This window comes from Methylibium petroleiphilum PM1 (assembly GCF_000015725.1).
Taxonomy (GTDB): Bacteria; Pseudomonadota; Gammaproteobacteria; order Burkholderiales; family Burkholderiaceae_C; genus Methylibium; species Methylibium petroleiphilum.
In genome coordinates, this window is record NC_008825.1 from 364,282 (window position 1) to 389,516 (window position 25,235).

The following is a 25,235-nucleotide window of genomic DNA, read 5'->3' on the forward strand; positions in this document are numbered from 1 at the left end:
CACCCTTGCCAATGAAACTGATTCGTTACGGTATGCCGGGGCGCGAGAAGCCGGGCCTGGTGGATGCCCACGGCGTGCTGCGCGACCTGTCCGGCGTGACGCCGCACCTCGACCTGCCGAGCCTCGGACTGGCGGGCCTGCAGCGCTTGCGCCGGATCAAACCCGAGAGCCTGCCGCGCGTGCGCGGCACGCCGCGCCTGGGTGTGCCGTTCACCGGCATCAGCAAGCTGGTCGCGATCGGCCTGAACTACAGCGACCATGCTGCCGAGTCCGGCATGCGGGTGCCGACCGAGCCGATCGTCTTCATGAAGGCGACCACCTGCATCACCGGCCCCAACGACCCCATCGAGCTGCCGCCGGGATCCCTGAAGACTGACTGGGAGGTTGAGCTGGGCGTCGTGATCGGAAAGACCGCCAAGCGCGTGTCCGAGGCCCAGGCGCTGGACCACGTGGCCGGCTACTGCGTGGTGAACGACGTGAGCGAGCGCCATTGGCAGGCCGAGCGCGGTGGCACCTGGGACAAAGGCAAGGGCTTCGACAGTTTCGGTCCGATCGGCCCCTGGCTCGTGACGCGCGACGAGGTCCCCGACCCGCAGGTGCTGTCGATGTGGCTGGACGTCAACGGCGCGTCGCGCCAGCGCGGCAACACCGCGACGATGGTGTTCAGCGTGGCGCGGATCATCAGCTATGTCAGCGAATGCATGACGCTGCTGCCCGGCGACGTGATCGCCACCGGCACGCCGCCCGGGGTGGGCCTGGGCATGAAGCCGGTGCCGCAGTTCCTGAAGGTCGGCGACGTGGTGAGCCTGGGCATCGAGGGCCTGGGCGCACAGCGCCAGGTGGTCGTCCCCGGGTGAGCAGGGCGATCCGGGCGACGCCGCACCCGACGTGAAAAAGGGCGCCCGCAGGCGCCCTCGTTCGAGAAGTGGAAGCCGGACTCAGGCCGCCAGCTTGAACACCTTCACCGCTTCGGTCAGCTTGTGCGACTGATCGCGCAGCGAATGCGATGCGGCGGCGGCCTGTTCCACCAGCGCGGCGTTCTGCTGGGTCGAGCTGTCCATCTGCTCGATCGAGCGGTTCACCTGCTCGATGCCTGCGCTCTGCTCGCGGCTGGCGACGCTGATCTCGCTCATGATGTGCGTTACCTGGCGCACGCTGGCGAGGATCTCGTCCATCGTCGAGCCGGCCTGATCGACCAGCCGCGTGCCGGTTTCCACCTTGTCGACCGAGTCGCCGATCAACGTCTTGATTTCCTTGGCGGCAGCGGCGCTGCGCTGCGCCAGGTTGCGCACCTCACCGGCCACCACAGCAAAGCCGCGCCCTTGCTCGCCGGCGCGAGCGGCTTCCACCGCCGCGTTGAGCGCCAGGATGTTGGTCTGGAAGGCAATGCCGTCGATCACGCCGATGATGTCGGCGATCTTGCGGGCGCTGCTGTTGATGTCGTTCATGGTCGAGACCACCTGCGTCATCACCTCGCCGCCGCGGCTGGCCACGTCGCTGGCGCTGACCACCAGCTGGTTGGCCTGCTGCGCGTTGTCGGCGTTCTGACGCACGGTCGACGTGAGCTGCTCCATCGAGCTGGCGGTCTGCTGCAGGCCGCTCGCCTGGGTCTCGGTGCGGGTGCTCAGGTCGGTGTTGCCCGAGGCGATCTCGTTCGAGGCCACGGACACCTGCTCGGCCGATTCCCGCACCTGGGCGATCGTACTCAGCAGCTTCTTGCGCATCTGGTTGAGTTCGTGGTTCAGCCAGGCGATCTCGTCGCGGCCGCTGGACGAGATCTTCGTCGCCAGGTCGCCGGCGGCGATGCGCGACACCGACGCCACCACGTCTTCGACGGGCCCCCGCACGCTCTGGCGGATCGCCCAGCCCAGCCAGGCGCCGAACACCGCGGTCGCCAGCACCAGGCCGGCGATCGTCCACAGCGTGCGCTGCGCGTTCTTCTGCAGGTCGCCCAGCTTGGTCGATACGGCCGGATCGTTCACGGCGGCGAGCAGGGCATAGGCCTCGCCGGTGGCCGAGCGCACGTTCCAGACGCTGAGGGCCCCGAGCGCCAGCGTCAGCACCACCATGATGGTGAAGCCTGCGGCGATGCGAGTGGTCAGTCGGTAGTTCAGCAAGTTCATCGTGAAGGTCTCCGCTACGTCGGGTTCGTTTCATCACGAATCCCGGTCCCGGGCCGGTGTGCACACGGCAAGCCGGCATCCTTGGGGTCTCCGGGGAATATCGACCCGGGCGACCCGGACTGAAGCGGGGATCAGCGGCGGATTTGCCAGGGTTTTCACGGGGCAGACCCCGCGAGGGCTCAGAAGCTGCCGCGCAGCACCAGCGCCACGCCGCCGCGGCGAGTGCGCAGCGAGAGCCGGTAACCGGAGTCGAGCTGCATCGCCACGCTGCCGCGGTCGAAGCCAAGGCGCGACTTGCGCGTCTTCCATTCCACACCGCCGCGGGTGGTGTAGTACGCCGCGGCAGGGTTCGGGCCCAGGCCCTGGGCCGCCGAGGTGTCGGCGTACAGCGTCGACTGGTCCGACAGCTGCAGCCGCCAGCCCACGGTGACGGCCGGCCCGCCGGTCTGCCCGGTCAGCCGCTCCGGCTCGCTGCCGATCGCGGGCGCGATCACGCTGTGCGTCACGGTGCCGACCCCCAGCGCCAGCGCCACCCGGCCGCTCGACGCCCACCAGCGGTAGTCGATGCTCGAGGTCTCGGCGCGGTTGCCGAGCTCAAGCGCGCCCGAAACCTGGCGGTCGAGTCCCGGCTCCTGCCGGATCTCGACGCTGGTGGAATAGTGGATCCGGTCGCGGCGACGGCTGTCGTTCCACAGCGCCAGGGTCTGCTCGCCGTCCGGCGGCTCGGCGATCGGCGCCGGCGTCTCGGCGCGCCACGGGCTTTCCTCCGCCTGGGCTGCTGCGAGGAGCGGTGCCATCAGCACTGCCACAGCGACTCGGCGGGTGCGTTCGAGACACTTTCCGTGCGCCGACCCGTCCATGGAATTCATCGTACGCCTCGGCCCCGGCGTCGCGGAGGGCGGCACGGCCGCCGGGCACTGGCTTGAGGGGGTGGACATGGCACGCGCCTGAGGGGGTGGACGACGATGAGTCCAATGTCGCACCCGGCGCGCGCGCGTTCCGTCGGACGCGGCTGACGCTGCGCGTAGGAAGATGGCGCACGCCGACGGCGGGCCGCGCGCGCCGGCGCGGCGCCGTGCTCAGGCGATCACGCTGAGCTTGGCGGCCGTGACCTTGAAGCCAGGGATCTTCGCCACGTCGTCCAGGGCGTCGCCGGTCAGCTTGTTCGCCGCCGCCTCCCAGAAGGCGAACGGCAGAAACACCTGGCCGGGCTGCACCTCGGTGCTGACGCGCACGCGCGCCTGCACCGCACCGTGCCGCGTCGACATCAGCACCGCCTGGCCGTCGCGCACGCCGACCGTCAGCGCATCCGCCGGATGCAGCGACACCAGCGCCTCGGGCGCGATGGCGTCCAGCATGCTGGCGTGCCGTGTCATCGCGCCGGTGTGCCAATGCTCGAGCACGCGGCCGGTGGTCAGGACGAAGGGGTACTCGGCGTCGATCTGCTCGGCGCCGGGGCGGAACACGGTCGGTACCACGGTCGCTCGGCCGTCGGCCGTCGGGAAGCGATCGATGAAGACCACCGCAGCGCCGGGGTCGTCCTCGCTCGCCGCGGGCGTCATCACCGCGTCGGCCTTGACCAGGCGGCTCCAGGGGACGCCGGCCAGCGGCGGCATGCTGACGCGCATCTCCTCGTAGACGCGCGCCACCGCCGCCTGCGAGGCGCGCTTGCCGCCGCCGTCTTCGTCGCGCCAGTAGTTCCAGGCCAGGCCCAGACGCCGGCCGACGCGCTCGATGATCCACAGATCCTGCATCGCGAGCTCGGGCGGATCGAGCGCGGGGCGGCCGATCTGGATCAGCCGGTCGGTGTTCGTGTAGCTGCCCCACTTCTCGGCATGGGCCGAGGCCGGCAGCACCACGTCGGCCAGCATCGCGGTCTCGGTGAGGAAGATGTCCTGCACGACCAGATGCTCCAGGCCTGCCAGTGCCCGGCGGGCATGGCTGAGGTCGGGGTCCGACATCGCCGGGTTCTCGCCCTCGACGTAGATGCCGCGGATGCGGCCTTCGCTGGCCGCATGCATGATCTCGACGACGGTCAGGCCGGGCGTCGCATCCAGTGGCTCGGGCGTGGCCCACAGGCGCTCGAAGGCCTGGCGCACCGTCGGGTTGATGACGCGCTGGTAGTTGGGCAGCATCATCGGGATCAGCCCGGCGTCGCTGGCGCCCTGCACGTTGTTCTGGCCGCGCAGCGGATGCAGGCCGGTGCCGACACGTCCGATCTGGCCAGTCAGCATCGCCAACGCGATCAGCCCGCGCGCGTTGTCGGTGCCGTGCACATGCTGGCTCACGCCCATGCCCCAGAGAATCATCGAGCCCTTGCTGGTGGCATAGGCGCGGGCCACGTCGCGGATCGTCTGCGCGTCGATGCCGCAGATCTCGCTCATGCGCTCCGGCGTCGCCTCGGCCACCGAGGCCTTCAGTGCCTCGTAGCCGTTGACGCGCGCCGCGACGAAGGCCTCATCGACCAGTCCCTCGGCGACGATCACGTGCAGCAGCCCGTTGAGCAGCGCGACGTCGGTGTCGGGACGGAACTGCAGGTGCCAGGTGGCGCGACGCGTCAGCGCGGTGTGACGCGGATCGCAGATCACCAGCCGGGCGCCGCGGTCGACCGCGTTCTTGATCCAGCTCGCCGCGACCGGGTGGTTCACCGCCGGGTTCGCGCCGATCAGGAAGATCAGGTCGGCGTGGGCGACATCCTCCACCGGGTTGCTGACCGCCCCCGAGCCGATGCCCTCCAGCAGCGCCGCCACCGAGCTGGCATGGCACAGCCGCGTGCAGTGATCGACGTTGTTGGTCCGGAAGCCCTGCCGCACCAGCTTCTGGAACAGGTAGGCCTCCTCGTTGCTGCCCTTGGCCGAGCCGAAGCCCGCGAGCGGGATGTCGTTGCCGCGCAGGCCGGCCGCCAGCGCCTCGTCGCGCAGCCGGGCCAGGCCGCCGGCCGCGAGCTCCATCGCCTCGTCCCAGGTCGCCGTGCGGAAGATGTCCGTCGGCTTCAGCTGGCCCTGCTTGAGGCGCTCGATGTCGGCCGGGTCCTTGGCCACGCCTTCGCGTCGGATCAGCGGCGTGGTCAGGCGGCGCGGGTTGTGGATGTAGTCGAAGCCATAGCGACCCTTCACGCACAGCCGCCCGTGGTTGGCCGGGCCGTCGCGGCCGGTCACGAAATGGATGCGCTCCTCGCCCTGTGCGTTCGGACCGACGTTCCAGGTGAGCTGGCAGCCTACGCCGCAGTAGGGGCAGACCGAATCCACCTGCTTCGTCACTTCCAGCAGCCCGGCGCCGCGGGCCGGCATCAGTGCGCCGGTCGGGCAGGCCTGCACGCATTCGCCGCAGGCCACGCAGCTCGACTCGCCGAGCGTCGCACCGGCATCGAAGGTGATCTGCGCATGCGCGCCGCGGAAGGCCAGGCCGATCACGTCGTTGCCCTGCTCGTCGCGGCAGGCGCGCAGGCAGCGCGTGCACTGGATGCAGGCGTCCAGGTTCACCGCGATCGCCGGGTGCGAAGGGTCGGCCGCCGCGTAATGCGGCGCGTCGCGCTGCGGCAGGCGCCCGCGCGGCACGGCCAGCTGTTCGGCCCATTGGCTGAGTTCCGAGGCCTTCGTGTAGGTGTCGGTGGTGGCACCGGCGTCGCTGACCAGCAGCTCGACCACCATCTTGCGGGCCGACGCGGCGCGCGGGCTCTGCGTCTGCACCTTCATGCCGGCGGCGACGTTGCGGCAGCACGAGGCGGCCAGTGCCCGTTCGCCCTCCACCTCGACCACGCAGGCGCGGCAGTTGCCGGCTGGCGTCAGGCCCTCCTTGTGGCACAGGTGGGGGATGGTCGTGCCTTCGCGCTTCGCGACGGTCCAGATCGTCTCGTCAGCGCCGGCGCTGACCGTGCGGCCGTCGAGCGAGAACTCCACCATCGCGGCCTGTGGCGCGAGCAGCTTCGAAGTCAGCGGTGCGTTCATGCCGTCAGCTCTTCCGGAAAATACTTGATCACGCAGTCCACCGGGTTCGGCGCCGCCTGGCCCAGGCCGCAGATGGACGCATCGCGCATCACCTGCGACAGCTCGGCGAGCAGCGGCAGGTCCCAGCGGTCGCTGGCGATCAGTTCGTTGACCTTGGCGGTGCCCGAACGGCACGGCGTGCACTGCCCGCAGCTCTCGTGCTCGAAGAAGCGCATCAGGTTGCGCGCCACGTCCGTCACGCGGTCCTGGTCAGACAACACCACCACCGCCGCCGAGCCGATGAAGCAGCCGTGCGGCTGCAGCGTGTCGAAGTCCAGCGGCACGTCGGCCAGGCGCTCGGGCAGGATGCCGCCCGAGGCGCCGCCCGGCAGGTAGGCGTGCAGCTGGTGGCCGTCCAGCATGCCGCCACAGTACTCGTCGACCAGCTCGCGCAGCGTGATGCCGGCCGGCGCGAGGTGCACGCCCGGCTTCTTCACGCGGCCGCTCACCGAGAACGAGCGCAGCCCCTTGCGCTCGTGGCGGCCGTGGCCGGCGAACCAGTCGCCACCCTTCTCGAGGATGTCGCGCACCCAGTACAGCGTCTCGAAGTTGTGCTCCAGCGTCGGGCGCCCGAACAGGCCGACCTGCGCCACGTAGGGCGGTCTCAGGCGCGGCATGCCGCGCTTGCCTTCGATCGACTCGATCATCGCGGACTCCTCGCCGCAGATGTAGGCGCCGGCGCCGCGGCGCAGCTCGATCGCCGGCATGTCGCGCATCGGCGGGTCGGCTCGCAGCGCCGCCAGCTCGCGCTCGAGCAGGGTGCGGCAGCCGTGGTACTCGTCGCGCAGGTAGATGTAGACGGCGTCGACGCCGACCGCCCAGGCCGCGATCAGCAGGCCCTCGAGGAAGCGGTGCGGATCGCGCTCGAGGTAATGGCGGTCCTTGAAGGTGCCCGGCTCGCCTTCGTCGATGTTCACCGCCATCAGGCGCGGCGCCGCCTGCTCGCGCACGATGCGCCACTTGCGCCCGGCCGGGAAGCCGGCCCCCCCGAGCCCGCGCAGACCCGAAGCTTCCATCGTCGACAGCACCGTCTCCAGCGGCCGTTCGCCGCTCAGGCACTGCCGCAGCGTGCGGTAGCCGCCGGCGTCGTGATAGGACGGGAGCGTGGTGTAAGGCGCGGGTTCGTGCTTCGTGCGGCCGGCGGTCACTGCAGCCTGCACGGCTTCGGGTGTCGCGTTCGGCACCGGGCACTGGTGCACGACGGCCGCCGGGGCCTGCTCGCAGCGGCCGATGCACGGGGCGGCGATCACGCGCACCTCGGTCCCCAGCAATGCGGGCAGGCGGGTCAGCAGATCCCGGGCGCCGGTCAGCTCGCAGGCGATGCCGTCGCAGACGCGGACGGTCAGCGGCGCGGGCTCCGGATAGCTGCCGTCGGCCTTCGCCTGGACCACTTCGAAGTGGTGATAAAAGCTCGCCACTTCATAAACTTCGGCCTGGGAAAGGCGCAGTAACTGAGCCAGAGCAGCCAGATGGTCGGTGCGCAGCTGACCGAAATGATCGTTCAGCGTGTGCAGGTGCTCGATCAGCAGGTCGCGCCGCAACGGGGTCTGAGGCCTGGCCGCCAGCAGGGCCTGGACCGTGCTCAATGCCTGGGCGTCGACCGGGCGGTCGCCCGAGGCCCGACGCGGTTTGACGGCCGGGTCGCGCAGGACCTGGATCGGGATCACGGGCGCATTCATAGCTCGGGAATTCCTTGGGTATCGGCGCCGTTCGCTTATGTTTCAATGAGCATATGCCCGGGCGCTGTCTCGTCCCGGGACGATAGCGGGCCCCCCTCACTCTGATATGCACAAGGCCGCCTAATCATGCGGATCCAGATCACCCCTCACTGGGGCGTCGCCCAGGACGTCGACCACCTCGTCGACACCACCGCGCTGCTGACCCTGCTGGCCGCGATCCAGGAGACCGGCGCGATCGCGCAGGCGGCTCGCAGCGTCGGCCTGTCCTACCGCCACGCCTGGGGGCAGGTGAAGCGTGCCGAGGACCTGTTCGGCTACCCGCTGGTCAACGCCGGCCGCGGCCGCGGCTCCACGCTGACGCCGCTGGCCGAGAAGCTGATCTGGGCCGATCGCCGCATTGCCGCGCGGCTGTCACCGCTGCTGTCGTCGCTGGCGTCGGAGCTGGAGAACGAGCTCGGCCGCACGCTGCCGCAACGCACCGATGGCTCCGCGGCGCTGCGCCTGCACGCCAGCCATGGCTTTGCGGTGGCGGCGCTGGTGGAGAAGCTCGAGGCCGCGTCGCTGTCGGTCGAGCTGCGCTACCGCAACAGCTTCGAGTCGGTGTCGGCGTTGGCGCGCGGCGAGTGCGACCTGGCCGGCTTCCACGTGCCGATCGGCGAGTTCGAGGCGCCGGCGGTCAAGCGCTACATGAAGTGGCTCAAGCCGCAGACCCACAGCCTGGTGCACCTGGCGGTGCGTACCCAGGGCCTGTTCGTCGCACCGGGCAACCCCAAGCGCATCCGCACGCTGGCCGACTTGCAGCGCCCCGGCGTGCGCTTCGTCAACCGGCCCGAGGGTTCGGGCACGCGCATGCTCACCGAGTTGCTGCTGAACCAGGCGGGCGTGGTGCCGGCCGAGATCAGCGGCTACGAGAGCACCGAATTCACGCATGCGGCAGTGGCCGCCTACATCGCCAGCGGCATGGCCGACGTCGGCATCGGCGTGCAGACCGCGGCGCAGCGCTTCGGCCTGCCGTTCATCCCGCTGGTGCGCGAGCGCTATTTCTTCGCGCTGCCGACCGCGTCGCTGAACCGGCCGGCCATGCGCACCGTGCTGGACCTGATGCAGTCGCCGGTCTACCGCTCGTCGGTGTCGTCGCTGGTCGGCTACGAGGCCGGCGAGACCGGCCGGGTGCTGAGCGTGACCGAGGCGTTCGACCGCTAGGGTCAGGCGTCTTTGCTGCGCCGCTCGCGCAGGCGCCGGTAGATGAGGCCGCGCGACACGCCGAGCTGGCGCGCGGCGCGCGACACGTTGCCGCCGCATTCGAGCAGGGTGCTGTCGATCATGCGGCGGTGCGAGTCCACCAGCGTCAGCGCCTCGCCCTCGCTGCGCGCGTCGCCGCCGACCGGCGCGGTCGCGGTTGCGGTCGCGCTATCGGGCTCGGAGAAAGCGGGCGTCGCCACCGGGCTGGCGAAAGCCAATGCCGTGGCCCCGTGGTGGCCGTCCTTCTCGGGCGGCTGCGCCTCGAGCCACATGCCCAGCCCGCCCGGAACGCGGTGCGACTGCACGCGGGCTCCGTGGGCCAGCGAGAGCAGGCTCTCGAGGTCGATGCCGAAGGTCTGTTCGACCGTCGGCGAGCCGGCGTGCGCGCCCGCCAGCAGCCGGGTGCCCGCGCCGTTGACCCAGCACACGCGGCCGTTGCCGTCGATCGCGGCCAGGCCCTCGAGGGGCGTGTGCAGCAGGCCCGGGCTCGACTGGAAGCGAAGCAGCAGATGCTCGCGCGACTGCGCGCGCAGCAGGCGGTTCTCGATCGTCGTCGCATAGAGGCGCACCATCGCCGCCGCGTCGAAGCGGAACTGCTCCTCCTCGGACGACAGATCGAGCACGCCGGCGATCTCGCCGTGCGTGTTGCGGATCGGTGCGGCGGCGCAGTACATCACGTTGAAGCCGCTGAAGAAGTGCTCGGCGCCGCTCACCACGCAGACCTCGCCGGTGCGCGCCGACACGCCGGGCGCGCCGGTGCCGACGTTGGACTCGGCGAGATCGTTGCCGACCCGCGCCATGATCGGCATCAGCCGACCCTCGCCGAGGGCGGTGGGCGTCGCATGCACGATCACGCCGTCGTTGCTGGTCAGCAGGGCCTTGCAGGCGGTGCCGGCCAGGGCCGCGTCGAGCTGCGACAGATCGTCCTTCGCCGCGTCGAGCAGCTGGCGGTTGCGCGCCAGCGCGCCCGCCACGCGCGACTTGGTGATCGGCGAGAAGGTCACGTGCTCGTTCGGCCTGCGGCGCGCGCCGACGCAACGTGTCCACGACTGGATCACCAGTTCGGGCACCAGCCCCGAGGGGCGCACGCCCTCCTCGAAGAAGCGCTCGCGTGCCAGGGCCACGCGCTGCTCGGCGGTGGCGAAGAAGGGGCCGGCCGGCAGACGGGATTCGGGGCTGGGTCGTTGGCGAACAGCGGGCACTCTGGCGGTCATGGACGGACTCCGTGAGGGTGCGTGAATCTGTACCAGGCTGGAACAAAAAACGCCTAGGGAAACTACTTGATTGGGCTGCCTGGGAGGCAAAACCTATCGTTCGCCCTGCATTCTGAGGCTGCGGCATGTCGTCGGGCCGTCGCAATGGGAGACGAAGGATGAAGCGGGATTTCGCGAGGGCCGTGCTCGGCGTGGCCCTGGCATGTCTGGCGCCCCTGGCGCTGGCGCAGACGATCGACGACCTCAAGCGCGACGCGACGACGCCCGGCGACGTGACGACCTACGGCATGGGCTGGGGGCAGCAGCGCTACTCGGCGCTGGCCAAGATCAACAAGACCACCGTCAAGCGCCTGGTGCCGGCCTGGAACCTTAGCCTCGACAACTCCGCGAACGCCTCGACGCAGCCGCTGCTGATCGGCGGCGTGATGTACGTGTCGACGCACAACGCCACGGTGGCGATCGACGCCGAGAGCGGTCGCCAGAAGTGGAAGGTCGCCATCGACCTGCCGGCCGACGTGAACGGCTACCTCTGCTGCGGCATCCAGAGCCGCGGCATGGCCGCGCTCGATGGCGTGCTCTACCGCACCACCATCGATGCCCACGTGCTGGCCATCGACATGGCCAGCGGGAAGACGCTGTGGAAGCAGAAGGCGGCCGACTACAAGCAGGGCTACAGCATGACCCACGCGCCGCTGGTCGCCGGCGGCGTGCTGATCACCGGCATCTCCGGCGGCGAGTACGGCACGCGTGGCTTCCTCGATGGCTGGGACCTGAAGACCGGCGAGAAGAAGTGGCGCACCTGGACCGTGCCCGCTCCCGGCGAGCCCGGCTCGGAGACCTGGAACGCCGACCGCCACGACAAGGGCGGTGCGCCCACCTGGCTGACCGGCACCTACGACCCGGAGCTCAACCTCGTCTACTGGGGCACCGGCAACGGCGGGCCGTGGAACCCGGCGTGGCGCGGCAAGGATTCGCTCTACATCTGCTCCATCCTCGCGCTCGACCCGGCCACCGGCAAGATCGTCTGGCACTATCAGACCTCGCCCGGCGACCCCTACGACTACGACGCCACCAACGAGCTGGTGCTGGGCGAACTGCCGGTGAACGGCGCCGCCCGCAAGGTGCTGATGCAGGCCAACCGCAACGGCTACTTCTACGTGCTCGACCGCAGCAACGGCAAGCTGCTATCGGCCACGCAGTTCGCGCAGAAGGTCAACTGGGCGAGCGGCATCGACATGAAGACCGGCCGCCCCATCGACACCGAGATGACGAAGGCAGTGCGGTCCAATGTCGAGAGCAAGGACTTCATCGAGGCCTGGCCCAGTGCCTTCGGTGCGAAGAACTGGATGCCGATGAGCTTCGACCCGCTGAAGAAGCGCGTCTACCTGAACACGCTCAACTTCGGCATGAAGGTCAAGTACGGCACCCCGGCCTACCGCCAGGGGGCCTGGTACCTGGGGCTCGAACTCGGGGGGTGGGTCGATCCGGACGGAGGCATGCGTGGCGCGCTGGTCGCCTGGGATCCCACCACCGGCAGGAAGCTGTGGGAGAGCCCGACCGCCGCGCCGTACTGGAGCGGCGTGCTCTCCACCGCTGGCGGGCTGGTGTTCACCGGCGCGCAGACCGGCGAGTTCATGGCCTTCGACGCCGACACCGGCACGAAGCTGTGGCAGTTCCAGACCGGCTCGGGCATCTCCGGCCTGCCGATCACCTGGGAACTCAAGGGCCAGCAGTACGTCACCGTGACCAGCGGCGCCGCCACCGTGTACGGCTTCCTCGGCGGTGATGCCAAGCTGGCGCAGGTGCCGGCGGGCTCGTCGGTGTGGACCTTCAGGCTGATCGACTGATGCCGGCCGCGATGACCCGCGCCCGTGCGGCCGTGTTCGCCGCGCTGCTGGCGGCCGTTCTGCTGCCGGGGCCGGTGGCCCGAGCGCAGGCGCCCGAAGGCGGCGCGAGCGCCGCGCTGGGGCGCTCGCTCTACACCAGCTACTGCGCGCGCTGTCACGGCGTGAACATGGTCAGCAACGGTGCCAGCTTCGACCTGCGCAGCTTCCCGAAGGAACAGCGCGAGCGCTTCGAACGATCGGTGACGCAGGGGCTGCGTGCCATGCCGGCCTGGGGCTCGACCTTCCAGCCGGACGAACTGGCGTCGCTGTGGCTGTTCGTCAGTGCTGCCGCCAGCCCGCCGTGAAGGCGGCGAAGCGGTGGGGCCGTGTCGCGGCCGGACCGGGTAGACCCGCTTCGGTTTCTCCCTCTGGCGGCCCTGCAGGGGCCGCCCCTAGCATCGATGCGGTCCGCCGATCAGGAGTTCGCCATGACATCCGCCGTCCCCTTCCTGCAAGCCCGTGACCTGCTGCTGCGCCTGCGCGACGACCAGGCCGCTGCAGCGCGAGAGTTTCGCTGGCCGGCGCTCGGCGAGTTCAACTGGGCGCTGGACCACTTCGACGCGATGGCGCGCGACCCCGCACGCGCCGATGCGCCGGCGCTGTGGATCGTCGGCGAGGACGGCAGCGAGGTGAAGCGCTCCTTCCGCGAGCTGTCGCAGCGCTCGGCCCAGGTGGCCAACCACCTGCGCGCCCTGGGTGTGCGGCGCGGCGACCGCGTGCTGCTGATGCTCGGCAACGAGCTGGCGCTGTGGGAGACCATGCTGGCGGCGATGAAGCTGGGCGCGGTGCTGATCCCGGCCACGGCGCTGCTGACCACCGAGGATCTGCGCGACCGCATGGAGCGCGGCGACGTGCGGCACGTGGTGACGGCCAGCGCGCAGACCGACAAGTTCGCGCCGCTGCCGGGCGACTACACGCGCATCAGCATCGGCGAGGCCCAGCCCGGCTGGCAGCGCTTCGAGGACGCCGCCGCCGCGCCGTCCGCCTTCACCCCCGACGGACCGACGCGCGCCAGCGACCCGCTGCTGCTGTACTTCACCTCGGGCACCACCTCCAAGCCCAAGCTGGTGCTGCACACCCACCAGAGCTATCCGGTGGGGCACCTGTCGACGATGTACTGGATCGGCCTGCGGCCGGGCGACGTGCACCTCAACATCTCCTCGCCCGGCTGGGCCAAGCATGCGTGGAGCTGCTTCTTCGCGCCGTGGAATGCCGGCGCCTGCGTGTTCATCTACAACACCGCCCGCTTCAACGCGGGCGGGCTGCTGGCCGTGCTCGAGCGCTGCCGCGTCACCAGCCTGTGCGCGCCGCCCACGGTGTGGCGCATGATGGTGCAGGAAGACCTGGGCGCCTACCGTGGCCGGCTCGCGCTGCGCGAGCTGATCGGCGCGGGCGAGCCGCTCAACCCCGAGATCATCGAGCAGGTGCGCGCCGCCTGGGACATGACGGTGCGCGACGGCTACGGCCAGACCGAGACCACCGCGCAGATCGGCAATGCGCCCGGCCAGCCGCTCAAGCCCGGCTCGATGGGCCGGCCGCTGCCGGGCTACCGCATCGCGCTGATCGATGCCGACGGCAAGGAGGCCGACGAGGGCGAGGTCTGCATCGTGCTGGCCGAACGGCCGCTCGGGCTGATGGTCGGCTACCAGGACAGCGCCGAGAAGACCGCCGACGCGATGCGCGACGGCTACTACCACACGGGTGACGTCGCGGCGCGCGATGCCGAGGGCTACATCACCTTCGTCGGCCGCGCCGACGACGTGTTCAAGGCCTCCGACTACCGCATCAGTCCCTTCGAGCTGGAGAGCGCGCTGATCGAGCACGAGGCGGTGGCCGAGGTGGCGGTGGTGCCCAGCCCGGATCCGCTGCGGCTCGCCGTGCCCAAGGCCTACCTGATCCTCACCGCCGGCCAGACGCCCGACCGTGCGCTGGCCGAGGCGATCCTCGGCTTCGCGCGCAAGCAGCTCGCGCCCTACAAGCGGGTGCGGCGCATCGAGTTCGTCACCGAGCTGCCCAAGACCATCTCCGGGAAGATCCGTCGTGTGCAGCTGCGCGCGCAGGAGGTCGAGCGGCGCGCGGCCGGCGTGCGCGCGGCCGGCGAGTTCTTCGAGGAGGACTTCCCGCAACTGAAGGCCGAGGCCTGAGCAGGAGGCGCGCATGGACAACGCGAGCTACGTGCACGGCGCCTCGGCGCAGACTCTGATCGGCGAGACCATCGGTCGCTGGTTCGACGCGGCCTGCGAGCGCCATGCCGAGCGCGACGCGCTGGTGGTGCGGCACCAGCAACTGCGGCTCAGTTACGCCGAGCTGCGCCAGCGCGTCGACGCGCTGGCCTGTGGCCTGATGCGCCTGGGCCTGAAGGCCGGCGAGCGCATCGGCATCTGGTCACCCAACAACGCCGAGTGGACGCTGACGCAGTTCGCCACCGCCAAGCTCGGGCTGGTGCTGGTGAACATCAACCCGGCCTACCGGCGCAGCGAGCTCGAATACGCCCTCACCAAGGTGGGGTGCCGCGCGCTGATCGCCGCGCCGTCGTTCAAGGGCAGCGACTACCTCGCGATGCTCGCCGACCTGGCGCCCGAGCTCGCGCAATGCGCGCCAGGGCGGCTGCGCGCGAAACGCCTGCCGGACCTGGAATTCGTGATCCGTCTGGGCGCGGAGGCGACGCCGGGCATGCTGAACTTCGACACCTTGCTGCGCACGCCGCGCGCCGACGACCGGGTCGACCTGGCCCGGCTCGGCGAGACGCTGCAGTTCGACGACCCGATCAACATCCAGTTCACCTCGGGCACCACCGGCAACCCCAAGGGCGCGACGCTGTCCCACCACAACATCCTGAACAACGGCCACTTCGTCGGCGAGGCGATCCGCCTCGTGCCGGGCGACCGGCTGTGCATCCCGGTGCCGCTGTACCACTGCTTCGGCATGGTGATGGGCAACCTGGGGGCACTCACGCACGGCGCGACCATGGTCTACCCGTCCGAGGGCTTCGATGCCGCGGCCACGCTGGCGGCGGTGGCCGAGGAACGCTGCACCGTGCTGTACGGCGTGCCGACGATGTTCATCGCCCAGCTCGACCACCCCGACTTCGCGCGCCACGACCTGCGCAGCCTGCGCACCGGCATCATGGCCGGCAGCCCCTGCCCGATCGAGGTGATGCGCCGCGTGGTCGACAAGATGCACATGGCCGAGGTCACCATCGCCTACGGCATGACCGAGACATCGCCCGTCAGCTTCCAGAGCGCCACCGACGACCCGCTGGAGCGGCGCGTGTCCACCGTCGGGCGCATCCAGCCGCATTGCGAGGTGAAGCTCGTCGACGAGGCCGGCCGCATCGTGCCGCGCGGCGAACCCGGCGAGCTGTGCACGCGCGGCTACTCGGTCATGCTGGGCTACTGGGACGACGCGGCGAAGACCCGCGAGGCCATCGATGCGGCGGGCTGGATGCACACCGGCGACCTCGCCACGCTGGATGCCGAGGGCTACTGCAACATCGTTGGCCGCCTGAAGGACATGGTCATCCGCGGCGGCGAGAACCTCTACCCGCGCGAGATCGAGGAATTCCTCTACCGCCACCCCAAGGTGCAGGACGTGCAGGTGATCGGCGTGCCCGACCCGAAGTACGGCGAGGAGCTGTGTGCCTGCGTCATCGTGCGGGCCGGCGAGCAGCTCGGCGCCGACGAACTGCGCGCGTTCTGCGACGGCGAGATCGCGCGCCACAAGGTGCCGCGCCACATCCACTTCGTCGACGCCTTCCCGATGACGGTGACCGGCAAGATCCAGAAGTTCAGGATGCGCGAGCAGATGAAGGAGCTGCTGGGCCTGGTCGACGTGAAGACGGCCTGAGGCCGGCGTCTCACACCGGCGTGGCGCTGGTCGCCTTCACGCGGTCCATCACGAAGCTCGTCTTGCAGTCCTCGACGCTCGGGTGCTTCAGCAGCGTGTCCATGATGAAGCGCGAGTAGTGCGCCATGTCCTGCACCACCACGCGCAGGTGGTAGTCGGTCTCGCCGGTCAGCGCCACGCACTCCACCACCTCGGGCCACACCTGCACCGAGGCCTTGAACAGATCCATCGGGTTGCGCTTGTGCGTCTCGGTGTGCTTCTCGAGCCGCACGCTGATGAAGGCCGTGAGCCCCAGGCCCACGCCCGCAGGTGGCACCACCGCTGCATAGCCCGCGATCACGCCCGCTTCCTCCAGCCGCTTCACGCGCCGCAGTGCGGCCGAGGCCGACAGCTGTACCTCGGCGGCCAGCTGGTCGTAGGTGGCGCGGCCGTTGGCCTGCAGCACGCGCAGGATGCGTCGGTCGATCATGTCGAGCTCGATAGAGGCTTCCATAAGGTTGATTGTGCAGGAATCATGCGCGATGTGGGTCAATTGCGCGTGGTTTGCAGTAAACCTGCGCCGCATGCTCTATACAGTGGAGACAGTTCTTTCTCCACGCCAGCGAGGTCCGCGCATGCAATTCACCCCTTGGGACAACCCGATGGGCACCGACGGCTTCGAGTTCATCGAATACGCCGCGCCGGACCCCGCCGCGATGGGCGCGCTGTTCGAGCGCATGGGCTTCCGCGCGATCGCCAAGCACCGCCACAAGCAGGTCACGCTGTACCGGCAGGGCGAGATCAACTTCATCGTCAATGCGGAGCCCGACTCGTTCGCGCAGCGCTTCGCGCGCCTGCACGGCCCGAGCATCTGCGCCATCGCGTTCCGCGTGCGGGACGCCAAGGCCGCCAGTGAGCGAGCGGTCGCGCTCGGCGCGTGGGGCTATGCCGGCCACGCCGGTCCCGGCGAGCTGAACATCCCTGCCATCAAGGGCGTGGGCGACTCGCTGATCTACCTGGTCGACCGCTGGCGCGGCAAGAACGGCGCGAAGGACGGCGACATCGGCAACATCGGCTTCTTCGACGTCGACTTCGAACCGCTGCCCGGCGCCACGCTCACGCCCGTCGGCCACGGCCTCACCGTCGTCGACCACCTGACGCACAACGTGCACCGCGGCCGCATGGCCGAGTGGGCCGAGTTCTATGCGCGGCTGTTCAACTTCCGCGAGATCCGCTACTTCGACATCGAGGGCCAGGTGACCGGCGTGAAGAGCAAGGCCATGACCAGCCCCTGCGGCAAGATCCGCATCCCGATCAACGAAGAGGGCAACGAGACCCCGGGGCAGATCCAGGAGTACCTGGACCGCTACCACGGCGAGGGCATCCAGCACGTCGCGCTCGGCTCGGGCGACCTGCACGCCACCGTCGACGCGCTGCGCGTCCAGGGCGTGAAGCTGCTCGACACGCCCGACACCTACTACGAGTTTGTCGACCGGCGCATCCCCGGTCACGGCGAGGACCTCGCGGCACTGCGTTCGCGCGGGATCCTGGTCGATGGCAAGGCCGGCGAACTGCTGCTGCAGATCTTCAGCGAGAACCAGCTCGGGCCGATCTTCTTCGAGTTCATCCAGCGCAAGGGTGACCAGGGCTTCGGCGAGGGCAACTTCAAGGCCCTGTTCGAGAGCATCGAGCTCGACCAGATGCGCCGCGGCGTGCTGGCCGGCGAGGCCGCGACGCAGGGCGCCTGACGCGCCACGCTGCTCCTCGCCCGGCAGAGAATCCGCACCGCCATGAAGAACGACTTCCATGACGGCGTGAACAAGGGCGTGGCACCGGTCACCTACGGGCAGGGCGACCGGCCGCCGCGCGGCGACTACTCGCGCGCGCGGGCCGACTACAGCTGCGAGCAGGACATGGCCCGCTACACCGAGGCCGACCACGAGACCTACCGCCGTCTCTATGCCCGCCAGCTGCGGCAGCTGCCTGGCCTGGCCTGCCAGGCATTCATCGACGCTGTCGAGCAGCTCGGTGCCCCCGACCGCATCCCGCGCTTCAGTGACATCTCCGCGCGGCTGTCGAAGGCCACCGGCTGGCAGATCGTCGGCGTGCCCGGCCTGATCCCCGAGGAGGCCTTCTTCGCGCTGCTCGCCCAACGGAAGTTCCCGGTCACCGACTGGATCCGCACCCCCGAGGAGTTCGACTACGTCGTCGAGCCCGATGTCTTCCACGACCTGTTCGGCCACGTGCCCCTGCTGTTCAACCCGGTGTTCGCCGACTACATGCAGGCCTATGGCGCCGGCGGGCTCAAGGCCAGCCGGCTCGACGCCTGCGAGCTGCTGGCGCGCCTGTACTGGTACACGGTGGAGTTCGGGCTGATCGACACGCCGCAGGGCCTGCGCGCCTACGGGGCCGGCATCCTGTCGAGCGCCGGCGAGCTGCGCCACGCGGTCCTGTCCCCCGAGCCGCAGCGCATTGCCTTCGATCTGCAGCGGCTGATGCGCACGCTCTACAAGATCGACAGCTACCAGGCCGGCTACTTCGTGATCGACAGCTTCCGCCAGCTGTTCGACGCCACCGCGCCGGACTTCACGCCGGTCTATGCGGCAGTGCGCCAGCAGCCGCTGGTGGAGGCCGGCATCGTGCTGGACGGCGAGCGCTGCTTCACGCCAGCCGGCTGAAGCCGTCACGCCGCCTGGCCTCCCCCAACGGGGGCCCCCGCGAGAGCGATGTGTGACAGGGTGAGCGCACCGAGACTCGTCGGCAGTGAACGCCACTGCCCCGCTGCCCTCGATGTCGCCCCAGTTGTCCACCCGCTGCGCACTGGCCTTGCTGGGGGCGATGCTGTTCGCGAGCCTGATGGGCCTGCTCGCCTGGGGGCCGGTCGGCTATCCGGCGCAGACCGACCGCAACACCGACTCGCGCACCGTCCTCGGTCTGGTGCAGGGCTGGAACCTGCTGTCGCTGCTGCCCCTGTTCGCGGCCAGCGTGGCGGGCACCGTCGGCCTGCGCCGCCACCGCGCTGGCGGCCCGCGTCGCCTGGCGTGGCGCCTGTTCTTCGGCGCGGCCATGCTGACCACCGTGGTCGGCGCACTGGACCATCTTGCGCCGGGCGATGTCGGCTTCCTGCTGAGGCAGGTCGCCACCGCCAGTGTTTGCGTCCTGCTGTCCCTGATCTACCTTGCAGAACGGCTGGGGCCTCGCTGGGTCACTCCCGGGCTGCTGGCGGCGGCCGTCGCGAGCGGGCCGCTCGGCGGTCTGGCCTGCGCAGCCAGCGCGGCCTGGCTCGGCGGTCCTGACTTGCGCTGGCTGCTGTGGCTCGAGTTGCTGCCGGTGCTGCTGATGCCGCTCGGCGTGTGGGGGCTGCGCAGCGACGGCCTGCGCCCACGCGACTGGATCGTGGCGCTGCTGTGGTTCGCAGCGGCGAGGTTCGTCGACGCCGCAGATGGCTGGGTGTGGCAGGCCAGCGGCGGGGTGTTCAGCGGCCACGCCGTGCACCACCTGCTGCTCGCGGGCTGTATCGGCTGGCTCGCCTGGCGGGTGTTGCGTCAGCGCCCCGACGCGCCGCCGGCCACGCACGAGGAGCTGGCGGCAAGCCAGCGCGCCGCCTCGCTCACCACCTCCGGGTGAAACACCATCGCCACGTGGGCCGTGGCGGGCAGGTGGCGGTTGTCGGCGCCTGGCAGGGTGGCGGCGCAGGCCGGGAACACGATGTTGTCGGCGTGGCTGTAGAAGCAGGTGAAGCGGCCGGTGTGCAGCGCCGGCTCGCGGGCGGCCAGCCCGGTGATCCATTCGCTGGCCTGGCGCATGTGGCGGGAGTTCGTCGTGCGGCTCAGCCGTGCCAGCCAAGTGCCACGGTGCGGTGAGCCGATCGTGATCACATGCTGCACGCGGGTGGCGGCCCCGGGCGTCGCCGCGAGCCAGGCGCGCGCCACCAAGCCGCCCATGCTGTGGCACACCAGCAGCGGCGGTAGCCCGGTCGACTGCTCGAGCCGCGCCACCGCCGCCTCGAGCTGAGGCACGTAGATGTCCAGGTCGCTGAACACCGGTTCCAGATCGACGGCCACGTACGGTCGTTGCTCGGCCGTGCAGCGCGCAAGCCACGGCCCCCACAGGCCGCGATTGCAGACGTAGCCGTGGACGAACACCACGCCGCGCACGCCGGGCCGGCCCGGCACGTCGGGGTAGCGCGCGGCGTGGAAGGGCTGGCGCCACACGAACACCTGCCACGCCACCACGCACTCGCCCAGCCAGGCCCGCAGCAACTGCAGCGGGCCGGCACGCGGGGTCTCGTCGCGGCCGTGCAGGCAGGCCAGCAGCACGAACTCGACCGCGAGGATGAAGACGTATCCGAAGGCGAGCACCAGCGCGCCGGCGACGGCCAGTACCGGCCGCCCCTCCGACGCCCACCCTACCAGCCAGCCCAGCGCGGCCAGCGTCACTGCCAGGATCACGAGGCGCTGCAGGCGCGCGAGCATGGGCAGGTGAGTCCTAGGCCAGCGAAACCGTACGGCCCGTCAGGCGATGCGTCAGTCCGCTGGCGAGCCGGTTGACGATGCCGTAGATCGACAGCTGCGGGTTCGCGCCCACGCTGGTGGGGAACAGCGAGCCGTCGTGCACCGACAGGTTCTCGAGCTGCCAGTGCTGACCGTTCGGCTGCACCACGCCCAGCTTCGCCTCGCCGGCGAAGCCGCAGCCGCCCATGGCATGCGCGCTGAACACGCGCGTGAGCTGCGGCTTCATCGGCAGGGCGGCGATCTCGCGCTTCGCCTCGTCCCAGCTGCGGTAGCTGCGCGCCAGCTCGTGGGTCGGGATCACCTCGCGCGCACCGGCTGCGAACTGCAGCTCGGCCATGCTCAGCAGCGCGCGGCGCGCGCCGTCCATCACGAACGCGGTCAGTGGGTAGTCGAGCAGCGGCGTGCGATCGTCGCGCAGCCGCACGCGCCCGCCGGGCGACTGCGGATGGAAGCCGTCGCGCAGCAGCGCGAGCAGCGCATGCGTGTGCGGGAACTGCTTGAGCTGCCGCGTCTGCTCGAGCCCGAAGCCGGCCATCGTCGTCGCGAACACCGTCGGGTGGATCGGTGGGGCCTCGAGCTTGTAGCCGATGGGGCCGTCGATCGGATCGACGCCGAGGAAGTGGTCGCTGTAGATCGTCTGTGGCGCGCCGGCCCAGCCCTCGACCCGCTGATCAAAGACAGCCGCCGACGCCACCACCGGATGCAGGAAGCTGCGGTGCCCGAGGCGGTTGTGCGGATCGGGCGCCTTCGATCGCAGCAGCAGCCCGGGCGAGTTGATCGCACCGCCCGCCACCACGTAGTGCTTCGCGCTCACGCGCACCGTGCGGTCCGACGCGGCGCTGCCGTCGGTCGCGACCGGCACGCAGTCGAGCCAGCGGACCTTCGAACCGTCGTGCTCGAAGGCCTGCGCGCGCGTTTCCACGAGCAGCCGCGCGCCGCGCTCCAGCGCGGCGGGGATCGTGGTCACCAGCATCGACTGCTTCGCGTTCGTCGGGCAGCCCAGGCCGCAGGAGCCGAGGTTCCAGCAGCCCTTCACGTTGCGCTGGATCGTCGCGGCGCGGATGCCCAGCCGGTCGGCGCCGCGCTTGAGCAGTTCGTTGTTCTCGTTCGGCGGCGCCAGCCAGGGGCCGATGCCGAGACGCCGCTCGGCCTGCGCGAACCACGGCGCCAGTGCCTCGAGCGTGCAGTCCTTCAGGCCGAAGTGCTGCTGCCAGTAGGCCAGCGTGTCGTCGGGCGTGCGGAAGGAACTGGTCCAGTTGACCGTGGTCGATCCGCCGACGCAGCGGCCCTGCAGGATGTTGATCGCCTTGTCGGCCGTCTTGCGCCCGGCGCTCTCCTGGTAGAGCTGCGGATAGGCCTCGCGCTCGAGCTGGTGGAAGTCACTGCTGGTCTTCAGCGGGCCTTCCTCGATCAGCAGCACGTCGAGGCCGGCCTGGGTCAGCAGTTCGGCCGTGATGCCGGCGCCCGCGCCGCTCCCGACGATCGCCACGTCGCAGCTGATCCGCTCCGGCAGCGGCTGCGCGCCCGCGTGGCGTCCGCCGAACACCTTCCAGCCGCGGCCGAGTCCGTCCTTGAACGGGTCGATGATGGCCATGCCGCTCAGACCGCGCTCGGGCCGGGATAGCCCAGCAGCAACCAGTGCTCCGACTGCGCGAAGTAGGCCGCGTTGGTGAGGTCGCGCAGCGCGTGATACGCCTGCTGGCGCAGCTCGTGGTCGGTGGTGCGCATGCGGCGCAGCGCGGCCTCGAGTTCGTTCACGCTCGCGTCGGCCCAGTCGCTGCGCAGGCCGGTCAGCCACTGCCGCGTGGCCGACACCGACAGCACGCCGAGCAACTGCGCGATCTCCGCCTGGGTCGCCGTGGGAAAGCCGGCGATCGTCTCGTCCAGCCGCTGCAGATGGCGCTCCAGTGCTGCGTCGAGCGCCGCCGGCTCGGCGGGCAGGCTGCCTTCGAGCACGGCGCGCGCCACGGCGCGGAACACCGCGCGGCCCGACGGCGTGAGCCGGCCGCCGCGCACGCCGGGCCGCCACAGCCACGCCGCGCCGCCGGCCACGGTGAACAGCGCCGTGGCTCCGGCGCCGAGCTGCAGCAGGCGCCGACGCGACGGCCCCGTGCTCATGCGGCCGGCCTGCGCCGCGGGCGCCAGGGACAAGGGAAGGTGCTGACGGTCATCGACGCGGAGTGTTGCATCATTCGCGCGCCGGCCCGTCGAGGCGGACATCTATTTGCGATCCCGGATTACCCCCGACCCGCATGACCTCGCCCCTGCGAGCCACCGCTGCCGACGCGCCGGCCATCCTGCGCAGCCTCGCCGCCGTCGAGCAGGAACGGGCGCGTCGCCAGGCCGTGCCCGGGCTCGGTGAGAAGGTGCAGGCGATCAAGGCCTACCAGCAGGCGCGGTTCGAGCACACCCATGCCGAGCTGCTGGCGAGTCCGCGCTATGTCGCGGCGGCGCGCTTCTTCCTCGACGAGCTGTACGGGCCCAGCGATTTCAGCCGGCGCGACGCGCAGTTCGCCCGCATCGTGCCGGCGCTGGTGCGGCTGTTCCCGCAGGAGATCGTCGGCACCGTTGCCACGCTGGGCGAGCTGCATGCGCTGTCCGAGTCGCTCGACAGCACGATGGCCGAGGCACTGCCGTCGCCGGCCGTCGACGCACGGACCTACGCCGTGGCCTGGCAGGCCACGGGCCGGCGCGCCGACCGCGCGCAGCAGATCGACCTGATGCTCGAGGTCGGCCGTTCGCTCGACCGCTACACGCGCAAGCCGATGCTCACCACCAGCCTGCGCATGATGCGCGGACCGGCACGCGCCGCCGGCCTCAGCGAGCTGCAGTCCTTCCTCGAGCGCGGCCTCGAGACCTTCAGGACGATGCGCGGTGCGGGCGAGTTCCTGGTCGGCATCGAGGCGCGCGAACGCGCGCTGCTCGCGCAGCTCTTCACGGCCGAACCGCAGGCCGCTGCCGGCTCAGGGCAACTCCCATAGCCGCGCCGCGGCGGGGCCCGAAGAATCGGGCCTCTTTCGGAGGAGCTCGCGCATGGACATGCCGGCCAAGAAGCCCTGGCTCGCCCACTACCCCCCCTCGGTGGCGGCCACGGTCGATGCCGGCTCCGACGCCTCGCTGTCGACGCTCCTCGACCAGGCCTTCCGGCAGCATGCCGCACGCCCCGCGGCCGTGCTGATGGGGCGCGAACTCGGTTTCCGCCAGATCGACGAGCTGGCCGACGCCCTGGGCGCCTGGCTGCAGGCCAGGGGCGTCGTGAAGGGCACGCGCGTGGCGCTGATGATGCCCAACCTGCTGCAGTACCTGGTGGCGCTCGCGGCGGTGCTGCGCGTCGGCGCCGTGGTGGTCAACGTCAACCCGCTCTACACCGCGCGCGAACTGCAGTTCCAGCTCAAGGATTCCGGCGCCGAGGTGATCGTGGTCCTCGAGAACTTCGCGGCGACGCTCGAGGAGGTGATCGACCGTACGGTCGTCAAGCACGTGGTGCTGGTCTCGATGGGCGACCTGCTGGGCTTCTGGAAGGGCCAGCTGGTCAACTTCGTGGTGCGCAACGTCAAGAAGATGGTGCCGGCCTTCACGCTGCCGCTCACCGAGGGGCGCAGCGTCACGCGCTTCAACATGGCCATCGCCGAGGGCACGCGCCTGAAGCTCGTGCGCCCGTCGGTGGGGCCGGACGACGTGGCCTTCCTACAGTACACCGGCGGCACCACCGGCGTGTCCAAGGGCGCCACGCTGCTGCACCGCAACGTGGTGGCCAACGTGATGCAGACCGAGGCCTGGTTCCGGCCCATGCTCGACAAGGTCGGCGGCCAGCAAATCGTCTGCGTCTGTGCGCTGCCGCTGTATCACATCTATGCGCTGATGCTGTGCTTCGTGATGGGCGCGCGCCTGGGCATGAAGAACCTGCTGATCCCCAATCCGCGCGACATCCCCGGCCTCGTCAAGACGCTGACGAAGCACCGCGTCAACATGTTCCCGGCCGTCAACACGCTGTTCAACGCGCTGGCCAACAACGCCGAGTTCGCGCGGCTCGACTTCTCCGGTCTGGTGGCGTCCACCGGCGGTGGCATGGCCTGCCAGCAGGCCACCGCCGAGAAATGGCTGCGCATCACCGGCTGCCCGATGGTCGAGGGCTACGGCCTGTCGGAGACCTCGCCGCTGGTCACCTGCAACCGGCTGGACCTGCGGCAGTTCAGCGGCAACGTCGGCCTGCCGATCCCGTCGACAGAGATCGCGATCCGTGACGACGACGGCCGCGACCTGCCGCTCGGCGAGGCCGGCGAAGTCTGCATCCGCGGGCCGCAGGTGATGGCCGGCTACTGGAACCGCCCCGACGAGACCGCCAAGGTCATGACGCCGGACGGCTACTTCAAGTCGGGCGACATCGGCGTGCTGGACGAGCGCGGCTACCTCCGCATCGTCGACCGCAAGAAGGACATGATCATCGTCTCCGGCTTCAACGTGTACCCCACCGAGATCGAGCAGGTGGTCAACCTGCACCCCGGCGTGCTGGAGTGCGCGGCGGTGGGCGTGCCCGACGAGAAGACCGGCGAGGCGGTCCGGCTGTTCGTCGTGCGCAAGGACCCGTCGCTCACCGAGCAGCAGCTGGCCGACCACTGCCGGCAGAACTTCACCGCCTACAAGCGGCCGCGGCGCATCGAGTTCCGCGACGACCTGCCCAAGAGCAACGTCGGCAAGATCCTGCGTCGCGAGCTGCGCGGCCCAGGCTGAAACGCGGCGGGAACCTCCGGGGCGGCGGACGAGTC

Annotated in this window: 20 protein-coding genes; 11 read left to right on the plus strand and 9 right to left on the minus strand. The window is 70.3% G+C overall.

The features are described 5' to 3' along the window. The first annotated feature begins 11 nt into the window (after positions 1-11). Positions 12-857 (plus strand): fumarylacetoacetate hydrolase family protein, encoded by an 846-nt coding sequence (locus tag MPE_RS01695; protein ID WP_011827935.1) that lies wholly within the window; start codon positions 12-14, stop codon positions 855-857. A gap of 81 nt (positions 858-938) precedes the next feature. On the opposite strand, the gene MPE_RS01700 is transcribed toward MPE_RS01695, so the two are convergent. The 4 genes from MPE_RS01700 to MPE_RS01715 all read right to left on the minus strand — a co-directional run bounded on the left by MPE_RS01700 (position 939) and on the right by MPE_RS01715 (position 7,788). Then, the gene (locus tag MPE_RS01700) at positions 939-2,123 is read right to left on the minus strand and encodes a methyl-accepting chemotaxis protein (protein ID WP_011827936.1); all 1,185 of its coding nucleotides are present in this window, start codon (positions 2,121-2,123) and stop codon (positions 939-941) included. Between the two features lie 179 nt (positions 2,124-2,302). Continuing rightward, positions 2,303-2,920 (minus strand): hypothetical protein, encoded by a 618-nt coding sequence (locus tag MPE_RS01705; protein WP_148210868.1) that lies wholly within the window; start codon positions 2,918-2,920, stop codon positions 2,303-2,305. 282 nt (positions 2,921-3,202) lie between these two features. Continuing rightward, positions 3,203-6,070 carry a formate dehydrogenase subunit alpha gene (gene fdhF, locus MPE_RS01710; protein WP_011827938.1) on the minus strand — a complete coding sequence of 956 codons (2,868 nt, stop codon included), beginning with the start codon at positions 6,068-6,070 and terminating at the stop codon, positions 3,203-3,205. Further along, on the minus strand, positions 6,067-7,788 hold the full coding sequence (locus MPE_RS01715; RefSeq protein ID WP_011827939.1) for an NADH-ubiquinone oxidoreductase-F iron-sulfur binding region domain-containing protein: 1,722 nt from the start codon (positions 7,786-7,788) through the stop codon (positions 6,067-6,069). The genes fdhF and MPE_RS01715 overlap by 4 nt, the downstream gene beginning before the upstream one ends. A 123-nt stretch (positions 7,789-7,911) precedes the next feature. Between MPE_RS01715 and MPE_RS01720 the strand changes: the two genes are divergently transcribed. After that, entirely contained in the window at positions 7,912-8,991 is a 1,080-nt protein-coding gene (locus MPE_RS01720) for a substrate-binding domain-containing protein (protein ID WP_036230185.1), read from the plus strand. A gap of 2 nt (positions 8,992-8,993) precedes the next feature. Here the strand turns inward: MPE_RS01720 and MPE_RS24895 are convergent, their stop codons facing one another. Beyond that, positions 8,994-10,244 (minus strand): GAF domain-containing protein, encoded by a 1,251-nt coding sequence (locus MPE_RS24895; RefSeq protein WP_011827941.1) that lies wholly within the window; start codon positions 10,242-10,244, stop codon positions 8,994-8,996. A gap of 158 nt (positions 10,245-10,402) precedes the next feature. On the opposite strand from MPE_RS24895, the gene MPE_RS01730 reads away from it, so the two are divergent. From MPE_RS01730 to MPE_RS01745, 4 genes are all read left to right on the plus strand, one after another. Continuing rightward, on the plus strand, positions 10,403-12,091 hold the full coding sequence (locus tag MPE_RS01730; RefSeq protein ID WP_011827942.1) for a methanol/ethanol family PQQ-dependent dehydrogenase: 1,689 nt from the start codon (positions 10,403-10,405) through the stop codon (positions 12,089-12,091). Positions 12,092-12,102: 11 nt separating this feature from the next. Beyond that, on the plus strand, positions 12,103-12,435 hold the full coding sequence (locus MPE_RS01735; protein ID WP_036230207.1) for a c-type cytochrome: 333 nt from the start codon (positions 12,103-12,105) through the stop codon (positions 12,433-12,435). A gap of 123 nt (positions 12,436-12,558) precedes the next feature. Further along, the gene (locus tag MPE_RS01740) at positions 12,559-14,274 is read left to right on the plus strand and encodes an AMP-binding protein (RefSeq protein ID WP_011827944.1); all 1,716 of its coding nucleotides are present in this window, start codon (positions 12,559-12,561) and stop codon (positions 14,272-14,274) included. Between the two features lie 13 nt (positions 14,275-14,287). Beyond that, complete coding sequence (locus tag MPE_RS01745) at positions 14,288-15,976, plus strand: AMP-binding protein (RefSeq protein ID WP_011827945.1); 1,689 nt, start codon at positions 14,288-14,290, stop codon at positions 15,974-15,976. A 10-nt stretch (positions 15,977-15,986) separates the two neighbouring features. Here the strand turns inward: MPE_RS01745 and MPE_RS01750 are convergent, their stop codons facing one another. Next, positions 15,987-16,469, minus strand: a complete 483-nt coding sequence (locus MPE_RS01750) for an Lrp/AsnC family transcriptional regulator (protein ID WP_011827946.1) — start codon at positions 16,467-16,469, stop codon at positions 15,987-15,989. A gap of 121 nt (positions 16,470-16,590) precedes the next feature. On the opposite strand from MPE_RS01750, the gene hppD reads away from it, so the two are divergent. From hppD to MPE_RS01765, 3 genes are all read left to right on the plus strand, one after another. Further along, the gene (gene hppD / locus MPE_RS01755; protein WP_011827947.1) at positions 16,591-17,703 is read left to right on the plus strand and encodes a 4-hydroxyphenylpyruvate dioxygenase; all 1,113 of its coding nucleotides are present in this window, start codon (positions 16,591-16,593) and stop codon (positions 17,701-17,703) included. A gap of 42 nt (positions 17,704-17,745) precedes the next feature. Continuing rightward, positions 17,746-18,633, plus strand: a complete 888-nt coding sequence (phhA, locus tag MPE_RS01760; protein ID WP_011827948.1) for a phenylalanine 4-monooxygenase — start codon at positions 17,746-17,748, stop codon at positions 18,631-18,633. A gap of 85 nt (positions 18,634-18,718) precedes the next feature. After that, positions 18,719-19,582 carry a hypothetical protein gene (locus MPE_RS01765; RefSeq protein WP_041929493.1) on the plus strand — a complete coding sequence of 288 codons (864 nt, stop codon included), beginning with the start codon at positions 18,719-18,721 and terminating at the stop codon, positions 19,580-19,582. On the opposite strand, the gene MPE_RS01770 is transcribed toward MPE_RS01765, so the two are convergent. Genes MPE_RS01770 through MPE_RS01780 form a run of 3 tightly spaced genes read right to left on the minus strand, consistent with a single transcriptional unit; the run spans position 19,501 to position 22,620 of the window. Continuing rightward, complete coding sequence (locus tag MPE_RS01770; RefSeq protein ID WP_011827950.1) at positions 19,501-20,430, minus strand: alpha/beta fold hydrolase; 930 nt, start codon at positions 20,428-20,430, stop codon at positions 19,501-19,503. The genes MPE_RS01765 and MPE_RS01770 overlap by 82 nt on opposite strands. 13 nt (positions 20,431-20,443) lie before the next feature. Further along, a complete protein-coding gene (locus MPE_RS01775) occupies positions 20,444-22,063 on the minus strand; it encodes a GMC family oxidoreductase (RefSeq protein WP_011827951.1) in 1,620 nt (539 codons plus the stop codon). A 5-nt stretch (positions 22,064-22,068) separates the two neighbouring features. Continuing rightward, the gene (locus MPE_RS01780) at positions 22,069-22,620 is read right to left on the minus strand and encodes a hypothetical protein (protein WP_049820742.1); all 552 of its coding nucleotides are present in this window, start codon (positions 22,618-22,620) and stop codon (positions 22,069-22,071) included. A gap of 101 nt (positions 22,621-22,721) precedes the next feature. Between MPE_RS01780 and MPE_RS01785 the strand changes: the two genes are divergently transcribed. Together MPE_RS01785 and MPE_RS01790 are read left to right on the plus strand one after the other, a co-directional pair. Continuing rightward, positions 22,722-23,450, plus strand: coding sequence for a DUF8198 family protein (locus MPE_RS01785; RefSeq protein ID WP_011827953.1), 729 nt, complete (start codon positions 22,722-22,724; stop codon positions 23,448-23,450). 52 nt (positions 23,451-23,502) lie between these two features. Further along, positions 23,503-25,200: a long-chain-fatty-acid--CoA ligase gene (locus MPE_RS01790; RefSeq protein WP_011827954.1), complete on the plus strand. Its 1,698-nt coding sequence runs from the start codon at positions 23,503-23,505 to the stop codon at positions 25,198-25,200. Positions 25,201-25,235: the final 35 nt, after the last annotated feature.

Bases quoted from the DNA above. Each gene is read 5' to 3' on its own strand.
- hppD (WP_011827947.1), top strand. From the start codon at position 16,591: ATGCAATTCACCCCTTGGGACAACCCGATGGGCACCGACGGCTTCGAG.
- MPE_RS01705 (WP_148210868.1), bottom strand. From the start codon at position 2,920: ATGGCACCGCTCCTCGCAGCAGCCCAGGCGGAGGAAAGCCCGTGGCGC.
- MPE_RS01775 (WP_011827951.1), bottom strand. From the start codon at position 22,063: ATGGCCATCATCGACCCGTTCAAGGACGGACTCGGCCGCGGCTGGAAG.
- MPE_RS01740 (WP_011827944.1), top strand. From the start codon at position 12,559: ATGACATCCGCCGTCCCCTTCCTGCAAGCCCGTGACCTGCTGCTGCGC.
- MPE_RS01750 (WP_011827946.1), bottom strand. From the start codon at position 16,469: ATGGAAGCCTCTATCGAGCTCGACATGATCGACCGACGCATCCTGCGC.
- MPE_RS01745 (WP_011827945.1), top strand. From the start codon at position 14,288: ATGGACAACGCGAGCTACGTGCACGGCGCCTCGGCGCAGACTCTGATC.
- MPE_RS01730 (WP_011827942.1), top strand. From the start codon at position 10,403: ATGAAGCGGGATTTCGCGAGGGCCGTGCTCGGCGTGGCCCTGGCATGT.
- MPE_RS01700 (WP_011827936.1), bottom strand. From the start codon at position 2,123: ATGAACTTGCTGAACTACCGACTGACCACTCGCATCGCCGCAGGCTTC.
- fdhF (WP_011827938.1), bottom strand. From the start codon at position 6,070: ATGAACGCACCGCTGACTTCGAAGCTGCTCGCGCCACAGGCCGCGATG.
- MPE_RS01785 (WP_011827953.1), top strand. From the start codon at position 22,722: ATGACCTCGCCCCTGCGAGCCACCGCTGCCGACGCGCCGGCCATCCTG.
- MPE_RS01770 (WP_011827950.1), bottom strand. From the start codon at position 20,430: ATGCTCGCGCGCCTGCAGCGCCTCGTGATCCTGGCAGTGACGCTGGCC.
- MPE_RS01735 (WP_036230207.1), top strand. From the start codon at position 12,103: ATGACCCGCGCCCGTGCGGCCGTGTTCGCCGCGCTGCTGGCGGCCGTT.
- MPE_RS01695 (WP_011827935.1), top strand. From the start codon at position 12: ATGAAACTGATTCGTTACGGTATGCCGGGGCGCGAGAAGCCGGGCCTG.
- MPE_RS24895 (WP_011827941.1), bottom strand. From the start codon at position 10,244: ATGACCGCCAGAGTGCCCGCTGTTCGCCAACGACCCAGCCCCGAATCC.
- MPE_RS01790 (WP_011827954.1), top strand. From the start codon at position 23,503: ATGGACATGCCGGCCAAGAAGCCCTGGCTCGCCCACTACCCCCCCTCG.
- phhA (WP_011827948.1), top strand. From the start codon at position 17,746: ATGAAGAACGACTTCCATGACGGCGTGAACAAGGGCGTGGCACCGGTC.
- MPE_RS01715 (WP_011827939.1), bottom strand. From the start codon at position 7,788: ATGAATGCGCCCGTGATCCCGATCCAGGTCCTGCGCGACCCGGCCGTC.